At 30.9% G+C, this 13,694-nt stretch carries 16 protein-coding genes; 7 read left to right on the top strand and 9 right to left on the bottom strand.

Features of this window, described 5'->3' with window-relative positions; all coding sequences use genetic code 11:
- Positions 1-121 precede the first annotated feature (121 nt).
- The 6 genes from KGI96_RS00395 to KGI96_RS00370 all read left to right on the top strand — a co-directional run bounded on the left by KGI96_RS00395 (position 122) and on the right by KGI96_RS00370 (position 4,748).
- On the top strand, positions 122-571 hold the full coding sequence (locus KGI96_RS00395; RefSeq protein WP_211597677.1) for a hypothetical protein: 450 nt from the start codon (positions 122-124) through the stop codon (positions 569-571).
- Positions 572-707: 136 nt separating this feature from the next.
- Positions 708-1,400, top strand: coding sequence for a hypothetical protein (locus KGI96_RS00390; RefSeq protein WP_211597676.1), 693 nt, complete (start codon positions 708-710; stop codon positions 1,398-1,400).
- The gene (locus KGI96_RS00385) at positions 1,390-2,385 is read left to right on the top strand and encodes a hypothetical protein (protein WP_211597675.1); all 996 of its coding nucleotides are present in this window, start codon (positions 1,390-1,392) and stop codon (positions 2,383-2,385) included. Before KGI96_RS00390 ends, KGI96_RS00385 begins: the two co-directional genes overlap by 11 nt.
- A gap of 33 nt (positions 2,386-2,418) precedes the next feature.
- A complete protein-coding gene (locus KGI96_RS00380; RefSeq protein ID WP_213156498.1) occupies positions 2,419-3,525 on the top strand; it encodes an ISAs1 family transposase in 1,107 nt (368 codons plus the stop codon).
- Between the two features lie 120 nt (positions 3,526-3,645).
- The gene (locus tag KGI96_RS00375) at positions 3,646-3,948 is read left to right on the top strand and encodes a hypothetical protein (protein ID WP_213156496.1); all 303 of its coding nucleotides are present in this window, start codon (positions 3,646-3,648) and stop codon (positions 3,946-3,948) included.
- Positions 3,949-4,064: 116 nt separating this feature from the next.
- Positions 4,065-4,748, top strand: a complete 684-nt coding sequence (locus tag KGI96_RS00370; RefSeq protein WP_211598101.1) for a tyrosine-type recombinase/integrase — start codon at positions 4,065-4,067, stop codon at positions 4,746-4,748.
- Here the strand turns inward: KGI96_RS00370 and KGI96_RS00365 are convergent.
- Entirely contained in the window at positions 4,739-5,935 is a 1,197-nt protein-coding gene (locus tag KGI96_RS00365; RefSeq protein WP_211598099.1) for an IS256 family transposase, read from the bottom strand. The genes KGI96_RS00370 and KGI96_RS00365 overlap by 10 nt on opposite strands.
- A gap of 50 nt (positions 5,936-5,985) precedes the next feature.
- On the opposite strand from KGI96_RS00365, the gene KGI96_RS11220 reads away from it, so the two are divergent.
- The gene (locus KGI96_RS11220) at positions 5,986-6,372 is read left to right on the top strand and encodes a tyrosine-type recombinase/integrase (protein ID WP_211598107.1); all 387 of its coding nucleotides are present in this window, start codon (positions 5,986-5,988) and stop codon (positions 6,370-6,372) included.
- 94 nt (positions 6,373-6,466) lie between these two features.
- Here KGI96_RS11220 and KGI96_RS00355 read toward each other — a convergent pair whose 3' ends face one another.
- From KGI96_RS00355 to KGI96_RS00320, 8 genes are all read right to left on the bottom strand, one after another.
- Positions 6,467-6,823, bottom strand: coding sequence for a hypothetical protein (locus tag KGI96_RS00355; protein WP_211598097.1), 357 nt, complete (start codon positions 6,821-6,823; stop codon positions 6,467-6,469).
- Positions 6,820-8,238, bottom strand: coding sequence for a TraU family protein (locus KGI96_RS00350; protein ID WP_211598095.1), 1,419 nt, complete (start codon positions 8,236-8,238; stop codon positions 6,820-6,822). The genes KGI96_RS00355 and KGI96_RS00350 overlap by 4 nt, the downstream gene beginning before the upstream one ends.
- A 287-nt stretch (positions 8,239-8,525) precedes the next feature.
- A complete protein-coding gene (locus tag KGI96_RS00345) occupies positions 8,526-8,897 on the bottom strand; it encodes a single-stranded DNA-binding protein (protein WP_211598093.1) in 372 nt (123 codons plus the stop codon).
- Positions 8,897-9,412 carry a hypothetical protein gene (locus tag KGI96_RS00340; protein ID WP_211598091.1) on the bottom strand — a complete coding sequence of 172 codons (516 nt, stop codon included), beginning with the start codon at positions 9,410-9,412 and terminating at the stop codon, positions 8,897-8,899. Before KGI96_RS00340 ends, KGI96_RS00345 begins: the two co-directional genes overlap by 1 nt.
- Positions 9,402-10,346, bottom strand: a complete 945-nt coding sequence (locus KGI96_RS00335) for an AcaB family transcriptional regulator (RefSeq protein ID WP_211598089.1) — start codon at positions 10,344-10,346, stop codon at positions 9,402-9,404. Before KGI96_RS00335 ends, KGI96_RS00340 begins: the two co-directional genes overlap by 11 nt.
- Positions 10,347-10,545: 199 nt before the next feature.
- Positions 10,546-11,130, bottom strand: a complete 585-nt coding sequence (locus KGI96_RS00330; protein ID WP_211598087.1) for an STY4526/YPO1902 family pathogenicity island replication protein — start codon at positions 11,128-11,130, stop codon at positions 10,546-10,548.
- Positions 11,120-12,616, bottom strand: a complete 1,497-nt coding sequence (locus tag KGI96_RS00325; RefSeq protein ID WP_213156494.1) for a ParB family protein — start codon at positions 12,614-12,616, stop codon at positions 11,120-11,122. Before KGI96_RS00325 ends, KGI96_RS00330 begins: the two co-directional genes overlap by 11 nt.
- Positions 12,609-13,469 carry a ParA family protein gene (locus tag KGI96_RS00320; protein WP_211598084.1) on the bottom strand — a complete coding sequence of 287 codons (861 nt, stop codon included), beginning with the start codon at positions 13,467-13,469 and terminating at the stop codon, positions 12,609-12,611. Before KGI96_RS00320 ends, KGI96_RS00325 begins: the two co-directional genes overlap by 8 nt.
- Positions 13,470-13,694 lie beyond the last annotated feature (225 nt).

The raw sequence follows: 13,694 nt of genomic DNA, 5'->3' as shown, positions 1-13,694 counted from the left end.
AGAACAAAAGTGAAAGTCTCACACAAGGTGTATAATAATTTTTACTATTAGTAGTTTTTGTATTTTACCATTTTGTTTTCAGTGGATCATAGCAGAAATTACAACTCCTATTAGGTGTGCCATGTTGGGAGATAAAGGAGTAGAAATTTATCTTTCTAAAGAACAATGGCGGTCAAGTAGACCAGATCTAGATTTTTCAAAAATCACATTAAAAGAAATTAATGGCTCTTGGCATCATCCAACAATGGAAGAATTTAATAATACTAGCAATAAAATAAAAGGTTATCCTAAAACCATTAAATTTGAAGGAAGAACATACCAATTATCAGCTATGTTACCCAAGCTATCTTTAGGATTTTATAAAGATGACAGTAAATTATTCACTTTATTTTCAAAGCAGTTTACTCTTTATTATGATAATAAAAGTAGTACGGTTATTACTCACTCAATTGATGTGAATGGTCGTTATCCTAATTACATCAATTTTGGTGTTGACTATGGCTGGATTCAGTGTAGGAGTTATAATTGGAATTCTATGATGGATATAGTAAATAGTTATTTTGACTTATAAGGAGTTTTATTATGAGTGGTAATGATGCATTGTTAGCTAAAATTGCTTATTTAAACTTTAAGCGTAATAATCAATAAAATTTTGTAAAAAAGTAAAAATATCTAACCGCCATAAACTTTAAAAATATGTAATTAAAATGAAAATAGAAACAAAAGGTAATTCACTAAATAAAAAAAGAAAATGGAAGATATATGCTTTTTTCTTATTTATTTTTTTATTGGTTATTAAGGAATTTACACCAGTAAATAAAGCAAAAGAGTTTATTCAACGAAATTATCCTATGAATTGTCAGTTAACAAAAAGTGAGTTTGAAAAAGCTGTATGGAAAGATATAGGATATATCCTTTTAAAATCAATAAAACAGCATAAAAATGGAGATTTAGGAGAAGTATATAATTTTTGTAAACCTAGTAGCTATTGTGATATTTGGCTTATAGATAGAAAATTTACTACTGAAACTTTGGATTACAAGTTTACAACTTTTTATACAAATAATATCTCAAAAAAATACTCAATGCTCAAACTATATCACAATTTTCTTCAATCCATTAAAGCCCAAAAATATCAAGGCGGAATGATTGATTTTAATAAGTATTCACTAATTTTTAATCTTGATGGTAATGTTGAGTTTTATGATAAGAATCATATTAATATTTTAGGTAATAAGTTAATTCTTACATATCGGTATACTCAGGCTTGGTTACCATTTGATATTGAGCAGAAAATAGGATTGGAGCATATGCTGTATAAAAATAGTTTATTGTATACAGTTGCATATGCTATTGATAATTGTGGAAGATTATATGAGGAGATAAGTTATGAACAATAACAAAAAAACAGTTCCCTTAAAAGAGCTTGATTTAGTAGCACTTAAAGCTTACAACACAGGGGAAGAACAAGTAATTTTCGTTAGTGAAAAAGAGCTCCAACAGTGGGTTGGAGGAATAAAAAAATCTGCAAAAGATTTTAGAATTCTTAGACGATTTTTTAACGGTAAAAACTATGATAATAAAACCGTTGATTTATCAAAATTACCTAGAAATAAAAATGGAGAAGTTGTATTAACACATAAAGAAATGGTACATATTTTTTATGCAGGAGCTAAAAAAACATTACTAAATGCTGCCTATCACCCACTTTTAAACTATTCAGGATATCTAAATGATATTGACGAATCATATTATGCAGCAAGAGCATTTACTTTCGGTTCTATAGGAGTGACATTTGATACTGAAAAAATAAGATATATTATTGATAAAAATGGTAACCCTAGAATTGAAAATTTTGGATTACTAATAGATGATGATAATTTTGATTATAACAGTGATAGCTATTTTGCTAAGCCAGTGAATGCGTTTCTGAAACCTGTTTTTAGTGACAATATAGAGAATAAAATTATCATCAAAATTGATAGGGACTATGATAGGAAATACGATGACTATTCTTCTCAATCATTTAATAATTTATCAAGAACAGATAAATCTATTCTATCTACAATGAAAGATGTACTAACATTTATAGATATAGGTGCAGAAAAATATATTCGCAGAGGATTCTATTTATACAATGAAACGCATAAAAAACCACGAGACTGGTCGGCTGATTACTATGGAATGGATCAAAAAGAAGTAAAAGAGTGGATTACTAATTTAAGAAAAGAGAGGGAAAAGTCAGGGGAAATATTTGGTTCTTATGCTAAAGCATCAGAATTGGGAGTTACTCTGTCTAAAAAATCTCAAAATGGTTTTTATATTTTCCCTTATCAACCAACAGGGCAAGATCATACTTTAATTGAATATAACTCTAATTTATGATCAAATACTCCTTCATATAAAAGGAGACATAAAATGGCATTTATTGAACACTTTAATCAATTAGAAGATACCCGTTCACATATTAATAAAAAACATGACTTACTCGATATTATATTTTTAACAGTAACTGCAATTTTATCTGGAGCTGAAGGCTGGAAAGGGATTAAATTATTTGGTGATGAAAAACTCCCGTGGCTACGTAAATTTAGAGCGTTTGAAAATGGTATTCCAGTCGATGATACGATTGCTAGAATTGTAAGTTCTCTAGACCCACAAGAGTTGACTCATTGTTTCATGCGTTGGGTTAATGAAATACGAGAAGCCAATGGACAAAGTGTCATTGCATTTGATGGAAAAACACTTCGTCATTCCTTTGATGGTGATAGAAAGACGGCATTACATAGTGTTTCAGCCTATGCGACAGACCAGAAGTTGGTGCTAAGTCAAAGTAAGTCTAAAGGTAAAAAAAATGAAGTTGAAACTGTTTTAGAGTTGATTGAGATACTAGAAATAAAAGGAAATATTGTTACAGCTGATGCCATGCATTGCTTGAAAAAAGTGACAAAAGCAATTGATAAAAAAGGCGGTGATTATGTCCTTCAAGTAAAAGATAATCAAAAAAAACTACTGCAAGAAATAGAAAGTTTTTATCATAAAACTCGTCGAGATACACCTGTTTTAATTGAACAAAATAAATTTGAACAGATTGATGGTGAACATGGGCGATTAGAAGAGAGAACGTATACTCAATTAGCTGTGACGGACTGGTTAGAACAAAAAAAGGGTTGGTCAAATTTAACTTCAATTATAGAAGTTGTTAGAAAACGAACAATCAAAGCAAAAAAGAGTGAAGAAGTTTCTTATTATATAAGTTCTTTGCCTGTTGCACCTGAGATGGTAGCAAAAGCAATAAGAAGTCATTGGAGTATTGAAAACAGTTCACACTGGGTACTTGATGTAATTTTTAAAGAAGATGAATCAAGAATTCGTCGAGAAAATGCCCCTGAAAATATGGCGATATTTAGGCGTTTTGCGATGAATTTAGCTCGTTTAAGTCCAATCAAAGATAGTATGAAGAGTAAACTACAACGAGCTGGATGGTCAGATAAAATAAGAGAGCAACTTATATTTGGTCAATAATCATCCAAGTATGATTTTGCCCTGTATCAACCAACAGAAACACTTCCAAATGGTTCTAAATTAGATCCTGTTTATACAGGGGGATTTTGGGGAATGTATGTTGATCCCAAGAAAATTAATATGAATGCGCATACAGATAGAGGAAAAGTAGATAATGTTGCTAATGCGTTTGCATGCAATGCCCTTACTGATAATTTTAGGATCACCAATTGTAATAAATCAGAAAGTCCAATTGTTGATAGATTACTCCCTTCCTATTCAAAAACACTTAAAGATTATACTGCATTAAATGAGTTTTCAAATCTTGGCAAAAGCGTTCTCCCAACCGATCCACTTATCCTTGATTTAAACGGAGATGGCATTCGTTTAAGTGGTTATAACGATAATAAACAGTTATCGATTGTTGATTTACCAGCAGAATAATCTTTTTTAAATCATAAATCAAGATCTATTAAACATCATAGCATCGATAAAAATAGCTAACTACAATCATTAAATAATAAGGTACAATGATCTCCAAAAACTCAATTCAAAAACTAATGACTAAAGATACAACAACTAAACATAAAAATTTATCAATAAATGATGCTATAACTCAGTTTATTTTTCATTGTAGATATGAGAAAAAATTAGATATAAAAACTATCAAATCCTATGAAACCGACCTAAAACAGTTTACTACCTTAATTGAGAAAAAGTTTAAACGTACTAATGTATATGACATAACTAAGGAAATCTTAAAATCGTATGTTCAATCTATCTCTTGTTTTAAACCCAAAACAACAAAAAGAAAGCTTGCTTCAGTAAAGGCGATGTTTAATTTCTTAACTTTTGAAAATGATGATTTTGAAAATCCCTTTCATAAAATTAAGATAAGAATTAAAGAACCTACCATTTTACCAACGGTAATGAATATAAATGAAGTATCAAAAATATTAGAACTTCTTTATAAAGAATATCACCATAATAACAATAAGAGTATGTACCAACAAAAAATGATAATTAGGAATATAACCATTGTAGAGCTATTATTTGCTACAGGAGTAAGAGTATCTGAACTATGCAATATCAAATGTACAGATATAGATTTCTTAAATGGAAATATTAAAATTTTTGGCAAAGGAGGGAAGGAGCGTATAATACATATCTGCCAACAAAGTGTATGGGGACACTATCCCACAAACTGTGTAAGTTCTAAAAATAGGGTTCAAGGTTATCCTTGAATCCTATCTCCAAAAATAGTCAAAAATTGATTTAAAATCAAGCCCCAATTTCTGATTGGTTGTGTCCATTTTTTTGACACCTCTCTTAAAGATAAATAAACTGACTTTGTCACTGCTTCATCTGTTGGATAAGAAAGCTTATTTTTGGTATATTTCCGAATCTTACCATTTAAGTTCTCAATCAGATTTGTTGTGTAAATAATCGTCCTAATTTCAACAGGATAGTCTAAAAATACCGTTAACTCTTCCCAATTCCGCTCCCAACTTAAAACCGCATAAGAATATTTATCGTTCCATTTCTCTTTAAAAACTTCAAATGCAGCCCTTGCCATTTCTCTATTTGGGGCGGTATAAATATCCTTCATATCCCTTGTAAACGCTTTTTTATCCTTCCATACCACATATTTACACGCATTTCTGATTTGATGGACGACACAAATTTGAGTCGCTGATTCAGGGAATACACTTCTAATTGTTTCCGTAAAACCGTGAAGATTATCGGTGGCTGTGATAAGAATATCTTGTGTGCCACGGGCTTTGATATCACTTAACACACTCATCCAAAAGGCTGATGATTCATTACGTCCAAGCCATAAGCCTAAAACTTCTTTTTTACCATCAGTGCGTAATCCTACCGCTATATACATGGTTTTATTGATTATTTTGGCATTCTCTCTGACTTTAAACACAATGCCGTCCATCCAGACAATCAAATAAACAGGCTCTAGTGGTCGGTTTTTCCACGCAATAATATCAGCGTTAATTTTATCAGTAATACGTGAAATGGTGGAGGAGGAAACATCAAAATGATAGATTTCTCTGATTTGTTCTTCGATATCTGAGACCGTCATTCCTTTGGCATAAAGGGAAATAATGACATTTTCAATACCGTCTATGGTATTTTGTCTTTTCTTGACAATCATTGGGTTAAAGCTACTATCACGGTCTCTAGGCACATTGATTTCAGCTTCACCTAACGAGGATTTAATTGTTTTGGTTGAATGTCCATTACGATAATTTGAGCCTTTAGATTTTTGATGTTTATCGTAATCTAAATGAGCATCAAGCTCTGCTTCTAACAGTTGCTCAATGCCACGTTTTTGTAGTTCGTTAAGGAAAGACGTTAATTCATCCCCTGTTTTGAATTGTTTTAGAAATTCATCTGTAATTAGGTCTATCGTTTTCATTGGTGTAAATCTCCAAATATTATTAAGTTTAATATTAATTTAGGGCTGAAATTATTCAACCCTTATTTTTAACTTACACACTTTGGGGTATAGAGCCTGTATGGGATATCTTAGAATCATACTACTCTCTTTTTAATCCTTCCCATAGTTTTTTTATCAATAAATTAGGAAATCAAATATCTTCCCAATCAGTAAGACTACTTATAAAAAAATATGTTAAATTAGCCAATATTGATAAACAAATAACGCCTCATACTTTTAGACATACCTTTGCTACATTACTGCTAGAAGAAGATATTGATATAAAATATATACAAAACTTACTTGGTCACAGTTCTATTGTCACAACCCAAATTTATACACATGTCAGTTCCCATAAACAAAAAAATATCTTATCTACAAAACACCCCAGATTAAAATTAAATTTTAGGATCTAAGTCTATCTAAAAAACAATCAACCACGTATACCATTATTAATTAAGGAATAATATTCTTTAATTACCAACTTTATTCATATAACTTATAAATAAGTTATTTTTGAATCATAACGTATGGTAATGTATTAATATTCAACTGTTTAAATAGTAAAGAAAGATACATTTTTGGCTTTGGTTCAACACCAAATAATACACCTTGATATTTACTATTTAATTGCTTAACTAGTAATTCTGTTCCACCAATAACCATTACAAGTATATTATTCTCTCTTAGATATATTTTATTTTCTTTTACCCAATCCATAGACGCCTTAGTTGTATCAATAAAGGCTATTCCTACTTGCTTTACCTGTTTATCGACTATCTGATAAGATGGATAAATAGTTTCAGTATTCGCTATTACAAAAGGGAATTGGTAGCATAATATGATGAGTAAAAATAATTTTTTCATTCTGGGACTTCCGATGTAAAACAAATAGGCTGTGGGAATTTTACCGTAGTAATGTACACACCAGGTTCTCTCATATCACAGTTATATCTTCTCCAATATGTCCAACTATAACCTCCTGTTTCATTATTAGTCATTCCTGTATTTGCAATATTTTTATGACATGATGATACTTTTTGACCTGGAGTTGTATCTCCACTTACAGGAAATACTTTCCCCCAACCACCAAAACCATTGTTAGACTTATCAGGCTGGTAACGAATACGAGTTGAAATAGTATCTTCACGCATAATATCTACTGATCTCGCTGCAATCACTGTTGCTCTTTTACTATCCCACTGATGCTCTAAAGTCCCTTCTCTAGGATAGAGCTTTCCCCATATTTCATTTATCATTGGTAGGTTATATTGTAAATTTCCTAACTGTAATCTATCTTGAACTTCAGTTCCAATCGTTTTTGTACTTAATGGATTAAGGATCTCATCACTATATCTTACATCTGATGTAGGATACCCTAAACGCCACTCTAGAGCATCTAAACCACTTAAATAATATGGCATAAAAGGAGTCACACTAATAGGACAAAATAATCTATTTCCAGCTCCTCCTGAATGATCCATTTTAGATACCGCACTTCCTAATTTCTGCATAAAAAATGATAAGTCATTATTCTTAGCTATAGCATTCATATTATCCATGTTACCCCCAAAACCATTAATCATTGTGGGTGTTGTATTCATTGTATCTCCTTTATAAAAACGCTTAAGCCAATCATAAGTACTGGCATCACTGATGCCACCTAATTTATTTTCTTGGCGAATAGAGTGTCCCAGCGGACTATTTTCTTCTTCTAAACAGCCATTTGTTTTACAAGGTACAAATTCTTTATTCCCATTACTGTTCCTAACCATCTTACCCTTTGGCTTTACACCACCCGAATTAAACATCTTTAATACTAGTGATGCTGGATGTCCTAATATTGTAGATTCTTTAAAAGAGACTGACTGATGTTGTCCCCATTTTTTATAATACCCTCTACCCCCTCCTGCTTCCACATTAAGGCTAGTAATACCTTTAATAATATCTTCAGTTATACTGGTATAAGATGAACCAAAAACACGATCAAACTCTTGCCAAGGGGTATCAGAAATATTATCGTGAGACATAACTAAAAAATCAGGAGAGTTGTGGCTAATATTAAGTACCCATTCAAAATCAACACCAAATGGTGTAATAATTGCATACAATGACATTCCATCAACACAATACTCAATACAATCAGGGACCGAATTAATCGTTTCTGTAAATACTTGCGATATATTCATTTTATTTACTTTAACTGTCGGCATATCTTCGGCATAAAGAGATTGATTTAATAGCACCATACCAATAACATAATAAGACAATATTTTTCTCACTTTTAGCCCCCTATATTTCTTTTTTCAATGGTTGTAAGGCTTCAATATGAATGAATACTTTTGCCTCTCTACCATCATCAAGAACAACTGTACTAAATAAGATATTGATCTATCCTACCCTGTAAATTTAATTGCTTATCTACATCTGTTTTTGAAAATAACGCATATAATCTTGCCTTATTACGTGTGTACCATTCATCAAATAATAGAGGCTCTTTTATATACGTTACTTTTTCTCTATATAAATCTGTCATATAAAAAAATAACGGATTATGTATCTCATCATTTTAAGTATTTAATGATGGTGATTGATTAGTCTGATTTCTATCAAGTAAGATAATGTTATTAGCAATGATCTTAGTGCTGTACTTAGTCTCACCTGTTTCTTTGTCTTCCCACGATTCATATCTAATGGAGCCTTGTATAAACACACTTGAACCTTTATGTAGATACTTTTTACATATCTCTGCATTACCCTTAAATGCACTAATGCGATGCCAATCTGTTCGCTCTTTCGTCTCATTAGTTTCTTTGTCTATCCATCTCTCTGTAGTCGCAACGGATATTGTTGTAACAATATCTCCATTTGATAATGTTAATACGTCTGGCTCTGCTCCTAGATTTCCAATAATTTGGACACTATTTAATGATTTTGCCATTATAGTTCTCCTCTCTGGTTTAGTTGATGTAAAAATATGTCTAAATTTATGCCTTGATGTATTTCATCTAATGATTGTAGTATTCTATGATTTGCCTTACTTCTTGCATTAAGAGCTACTCTCTTTTTCTCATAATCCAATAATTTTTTGTAATTTGGCATATGTATAATTTTCTTAAATACACTATTTAATTTCCTACTATTAATATTATTTTTTACAAGAGCCTTAGCGATTGGAACAGTAATAAAAATACGTTTTTTACTATTTATAAATATACACCATCTTAATTGTTGAGATGTGCCATTTGAACCAGCTCCCTCTTGCCATATTTCTAATAATATCTTTCCTCCATTAATATCAATTTGTGATGTGCCAAACTCTTTTCTGAGTGACACCATACTATGATAAATCTTTTGAGTATTTTCTTTATAAATCTCTTGCCACTCTTGTAATTCCCCCCTTACCCTTAATTCCTTTAAAGGAAAGATTTCTCTTACCACCTGACTACTCATCACTTTTACCACCTAATGAAATGTTACTTACTCTTGCTATGGTTGGTTGTAGCTTTCCTGATAAAATCTCATCAGGTAACACACCTAAACGGTGTTCAATGTCTTGTAATCTGGCATTCTTCTCATCAACCACTTCACGTCCAACAAATTCCCACGTATCTGTTAAATGGAAAAGTTCACGTAATGGCGTTCCCATTTTAAGTTCAACAAGCCGATAATCTTCTGATGATACAATGCTATGTAATCTATAACTCAACACTGAGCGTAATAGTATGTCATATTGCGTAAGTAAATCTGAAAAATGAAATGCGTAACTTGACCTAAAATCTAGAGTGACTGTTGTTGGGGAACGTGATGAAAAGGGTTCAAAGACTAAGTTTGTGGCATTCTTAATCATTGTATTTGTTTGTTCCTGACTAATGGCAAACAACTCTCGTATTTTTTGCATTTGTCTTTCAATCTTAACTAATGTCCAAGTGGCATAATAACAACCCTGTTGATATCCAGCTTCAATATTCTTCACAGCATTAGCCGCCTCAAATAATCCCACTATACGAGTTTGCCTTACTTTCTGATTGTTTCTTACTATAGTACGAGGATTACGCCCCAGTAAAAATCGATATGCATCTCTCGTGTGATAAGTAGCTGTTGCACTGATATAGCCATAGCTAGGACGGTGAAATAATTTCTCAGCAGGAACAGATCTATTGATTCTCGCTTTGGCTTTTTGTGTTGCTATCTTCTTTTTTTTAGCCAGTATTGCTGCTTCACGTACCATTTGCGCATCTTGCTCTGTTTCAGTACTATCAATAATATATTGCTCCTCTTGTACTGTTAATTTTACTTCATCATCACTAATGGATTTCATTTCTTCTGAAACTTCAATCGATTGTTTTGCGTCATTAATTTTCTTTAATTGGTCAGATCCTAAAACCATATATTATTCTCCTCTAATTAATTTTTTAAAAAATTGCATCCCTGACACCTTTTTACGATCCATAAATTAATACATACGTATTGGCACCACTGTTGCCACTTTTACTATCTATAAATTGCCACATCATTCTGGCATCATTGATGCCACTTCCATAATCAACAAATTGCTCCATCACTTTGAAATCATTGATGCCAATACTTTAATGAGTATTAGCGTGATGATATTTATTAGTAAACAATATCTGATTATCAAGATAGAAGTATTGATAAATACGATTAATGTCTATCTTTGTTTGCTTTGATAAAAAAATAAGGCACCTTAGGTTATCTAACCTACTTACGATTGAATGCTGTTTCTTGTATTTGTTATGTAGTATTGCTAATTCCTGATATTCATCATTCGTTAATATATGAGGTTTGTTTCTCTTATTGAATAAATTAAGTTGTATTCTTCTTTTATTAAAATTGCCATATGAGATATTTGCAATCTGTTTCATCATCATTCGTGAAGCACCTAATAAAATTGCTTCATTAACTAACTTATCTTGATTTCTTCCTTGAATGATATTTTGTATGTAATAGTCTAAATGTTCGGTGTTGATACTATATTTAACACAGGGACTTTGAGCTAATTCATAAAGCTCATAAATACTCATTGTTGATAACTGTTGAATGAGACAAGGCTCTATACCCAGTTTTTTAATACTTTCAAAATTGTATTTTGATTGTTCAATAATCTCTGTTAAGAGTGAAACGCCAACACGAGTAAAAATATTAGCATGCATTATGATGTCCCCTTATATTATTAAGCATATCAATACATAAAGAATGAACCTGTTGCATAACTTTATAGGATGCTTGTTCTGTTGGAGGGTTTAAATGGAAATCAAAATAATAGCGACCATATCGTTCACCATACTTTTCCCATAATTTATAAGTTTGGTTATAGATGATTTTATCTAAAGATAAAAAATGACCTTTCCCATAAGTGATGACTATTGCTAAGCAGTGCAATACAAAATATTGTAATGGGATATTATTACCTTGCATAACTTGTACAATAGTTTTATACCCATTATATGTACTTACATCAAAATAAGAAAAGTATTGATGTTCTTCACTACTACAAAGCATTTCTTGTAGCTTTTCTTCTGTATCACATAGTAATAATGCTTCTTGCCATAAATTAGGTCTTTTCTGATGACTGTTTTTATTATCTATATTTACATTTTCTGCTTTAATAGGATCATCGGAATCATCAGATGTATCTTGCTCTGTTAGAATATTATTATCTGTATCAAATATTATAGAATTATTCTCTTGAGGTAATGCAGAACTATCAGGAATATAACCAAATTCACTAAGGTTACTTATTGCAAATGTAATAGATTCTACTTTAATTGTTGTATCAAACTTGGCTAGATAATCTGATAATTGAAAAAGAAATAATTGATAAAAACTGTCTAAATTAATTGGTTCAATATCATCATCAAATTGCTTTAAAACCTGAAAATAAAGTATTTCTACTTCATCATAATTAATATTGTACCCTTTATTACTTTTAAGCCATTGTATGTATCTATTAATATGATTAAGCCACTGACGTAACTGCTTAACTTTAGGTCTTCCCATTCCATTATTTAAAGCAAGAGGTATAACCAAATCAAGCTTCTCAAAAGCAAAACTTAGTTCTGTCATCACCTGATGTTTAACACTAGACCAACCTAGTTGACTAATAAAATCAGCAAGCTGTCTATTTGAAATATCTTCGTTATTATGTTGCTGTAAATACAATTCTTTAATTTGAAATATTGCTCGAGCCTTGTCAATAAACGTCATATTGATACGCTCTTCATTCTCTGCCATATGTTTAACTAATACATCTAATTCATCCGTAAACTCTACAAATTTTACCGACTGATAACGGTATGTATTAGCCTTACCTAACTCTCCTTTCTGTTGATATTCTTGATACAGTTCTATAAGAATTTTAAGACGTGTGTTTCCACCGTTATATAATTCATATTTATTGCTATTAGGGTATTTTGTTACTGTAAGAATAGACTGTAGTCCAATATTTCTTATAGACTCTTTGAGATTTTCATAATGTTCTTGATAGTTCACACCTAATGTTTGTCTAGGATTAAGGCGAGAGGGTGATATATTTAGAATATCAAGAGTGAATACTTGTCCATCAATAGGTGTGCTCTTAATTTCATCTGTAGAAAGTGAGGCTGTATTTTTATGAAAATTGAGAAAACCTTTACTCATTTTTCTTCTCCACTAATTCAGGAAAGACTTCTTCACATAAAGATTGGATAATGATATTTAAATGATCATACTTATTAGGATCTTTATATTGATGGGCAAATGTTTTTGTTAAAAAATAAGATTCAAAAAATTTACGCTTGGTTGGTACAACTGTTTTTAATAAATGTGTTGTCTTTAAATTTTCATCGTTAATAAAAGCAGTTTGTAATTCCTTAAGTAATAAACTGTCTGTTGCTAAACTGCGATCAAAATCATTAATAATAAAAACTAAAGAAGGTTGATGAGGATTACCAATATTTTCATATTCTTTAATAGCAGAATTAAACACATCAACAACTCTCGCTGTTTCCATTGCAAAAAGCATTTTAGGTTTAGTGACGGAAAGAACTAAATCTGGACGTGCCAATAATGCTGCATTTTGTACAGAACGACCATCATGATCACGACCATCAGTACCTTCTGTATCAATAAATATATAATCATATATATTTTTTAAAGGCTCTAATAAAAAAGCCAATCTAAAAACACCACCAGAGCTATTCTTTAAAAAATGAGCTACCAATAATTTATTAGGATCATCATTAATAATAATGTCAATATTCTTATGATTTGTCGTTTTATGAATAACATCATCAGCAGATAATTTACCCATAAGAAATAATGAAAATCCGTTATTAGATTCAGAGTGTTGCTCTATATTAAAAAAACTGGATAGTGATTGCTGAGAATCAGCATCAATTAATAGGATTTTTTTACCTAGAGAAGCAAGATAACCTGCCATATGAATAGTAAGTGAAGTTTTACCCACACTACCTTTTGTAGAGATAAAAGAAATGATTTTAGAAGTACCCATAATTTAACCTATATATTATAAGTCCTATTAAATATATAAAATTTAATAGATAAAAAGTTAAAATAAATTTAGGGTAAAATATTTTTTAAGAAGAGTGAAGCACTGTCACACAATGTCCTCAAAAGACTATTTCTGTCATCAATTATCACTTAATGCCCAATTTTAAGTATAAAATACCTCAAAATAGTTAATATAATTAATTTAAAATAGTGATTATTGTTGATT

The sequence above is a fragment of the Phocoenobacter atlanticus subsp. cyclopteri genome, from assembly GCF_018343795.1.
GTDB lineage: Bacteria > Pseudomonadota > Gammaproteobacteria > Enterobacterales > Pasteurellaceae > Phocoenobacter > Phocoenobacter atlanticus.
The sequence above is the reverse complement of the archived record's forward strand: the minus strand, read 5'-3'. Positions and strand labels throughout refer to the sequence as shown.

Excerpts from the sequence above, each read along its gene's own strand:
- KGI96_RS00395 (WP_211597677.1), top strand. The coding sequence starts at position 122 with ATGTTGGGAGATAAAGGAGTAGAAATTTATCTTTCTAAAGAACAATGG.
- KGI96_RS00390 (WP_211597676.1), top strand. The coding sequence starts at position 708 with ATGAAAATAGAAACAAAAGGTAATTCACTAAATAAAAAAAGAAAATGG.
- KGI96_RS00385 (WP_211597675.1), top strand. The coding sequence starts at position 1,390 with ATGAACAATAACAAAAAAACAGTTCCCTTAAAAGAGCTTGATTTAGTA.
- KGI96_RS00380 (WP_213156498.1), top strand. The coding sequence starts at position 2,419 with ATGGCATTTATTGAACACTTTAATCAATTAGAAGATACCCGTTCACAT.
- KGI96_RS00375 (WP_213156496.1), top strand. The coding sequence starts at position 3,646 with ATGAATGCGCATACAGATAGAGGAAAAGTAGATAATGTTGCTAATGCG.
- KGI96_RS00370 (WP_211598101.1), top strand. The coding sequence starts at position 4,065 with ATGACTAAAGATACAACAACTAAACATAAAAATTTATCAATAAATGAT.
- KGI96_RS00365 (WP_211598099.1), bottom strand. The coding sequence starts at position 5,935 with ATGAAAACGATAGACCTAATTACAGATGAATTTCTAAAACAATTCAAA.
- KGI96_RS00355 (WP_211598097.1), bottom strand. The coding sequence starts at position 6,823 with ATGAAAAAATTATTTTTACTCATCATATTATGCTACCAATTCCCTTTT.
- KGI96_RS00345 (WP_211598093.1), bottom strand. The coding sequence starts at position 8,897 with ATGGCAAAATCATTAAATAGTGTCCAAATTATTGGAAATCTAGGAGCA.
- KGI96_RS00335 (WP_211598089.1), bottom strand. The coding sequence starts at position 10,346 with ATGGTTTTAGGATCTGACCAATTAAAGAAAATTAATGACGCAAAACAA.
- KGI96_RS00330 (WP_211598087.1), bottom strand. The coding sequence starts at position 11,130 with ATGCATGCTAATATTTTTACTCGTGTTGGCGTTTCACTCTTAACAGAG.
- KGI96_RS00325 (WP_213156494.1), bottom strand. The coding sequence starts at position 12,616 with ATGAGTAAAGGTTTTCTCAATTTTCATAAAAATACAGCCTCACTTTCT.
- KGI96_RS00320 (WP_211598084.1), bottom strand. The coding sequence starts at position 13,469 with ATGGGTACTTCTAAAATCATTTCTTTTATCTCTACAAAAGGTAGTGTG.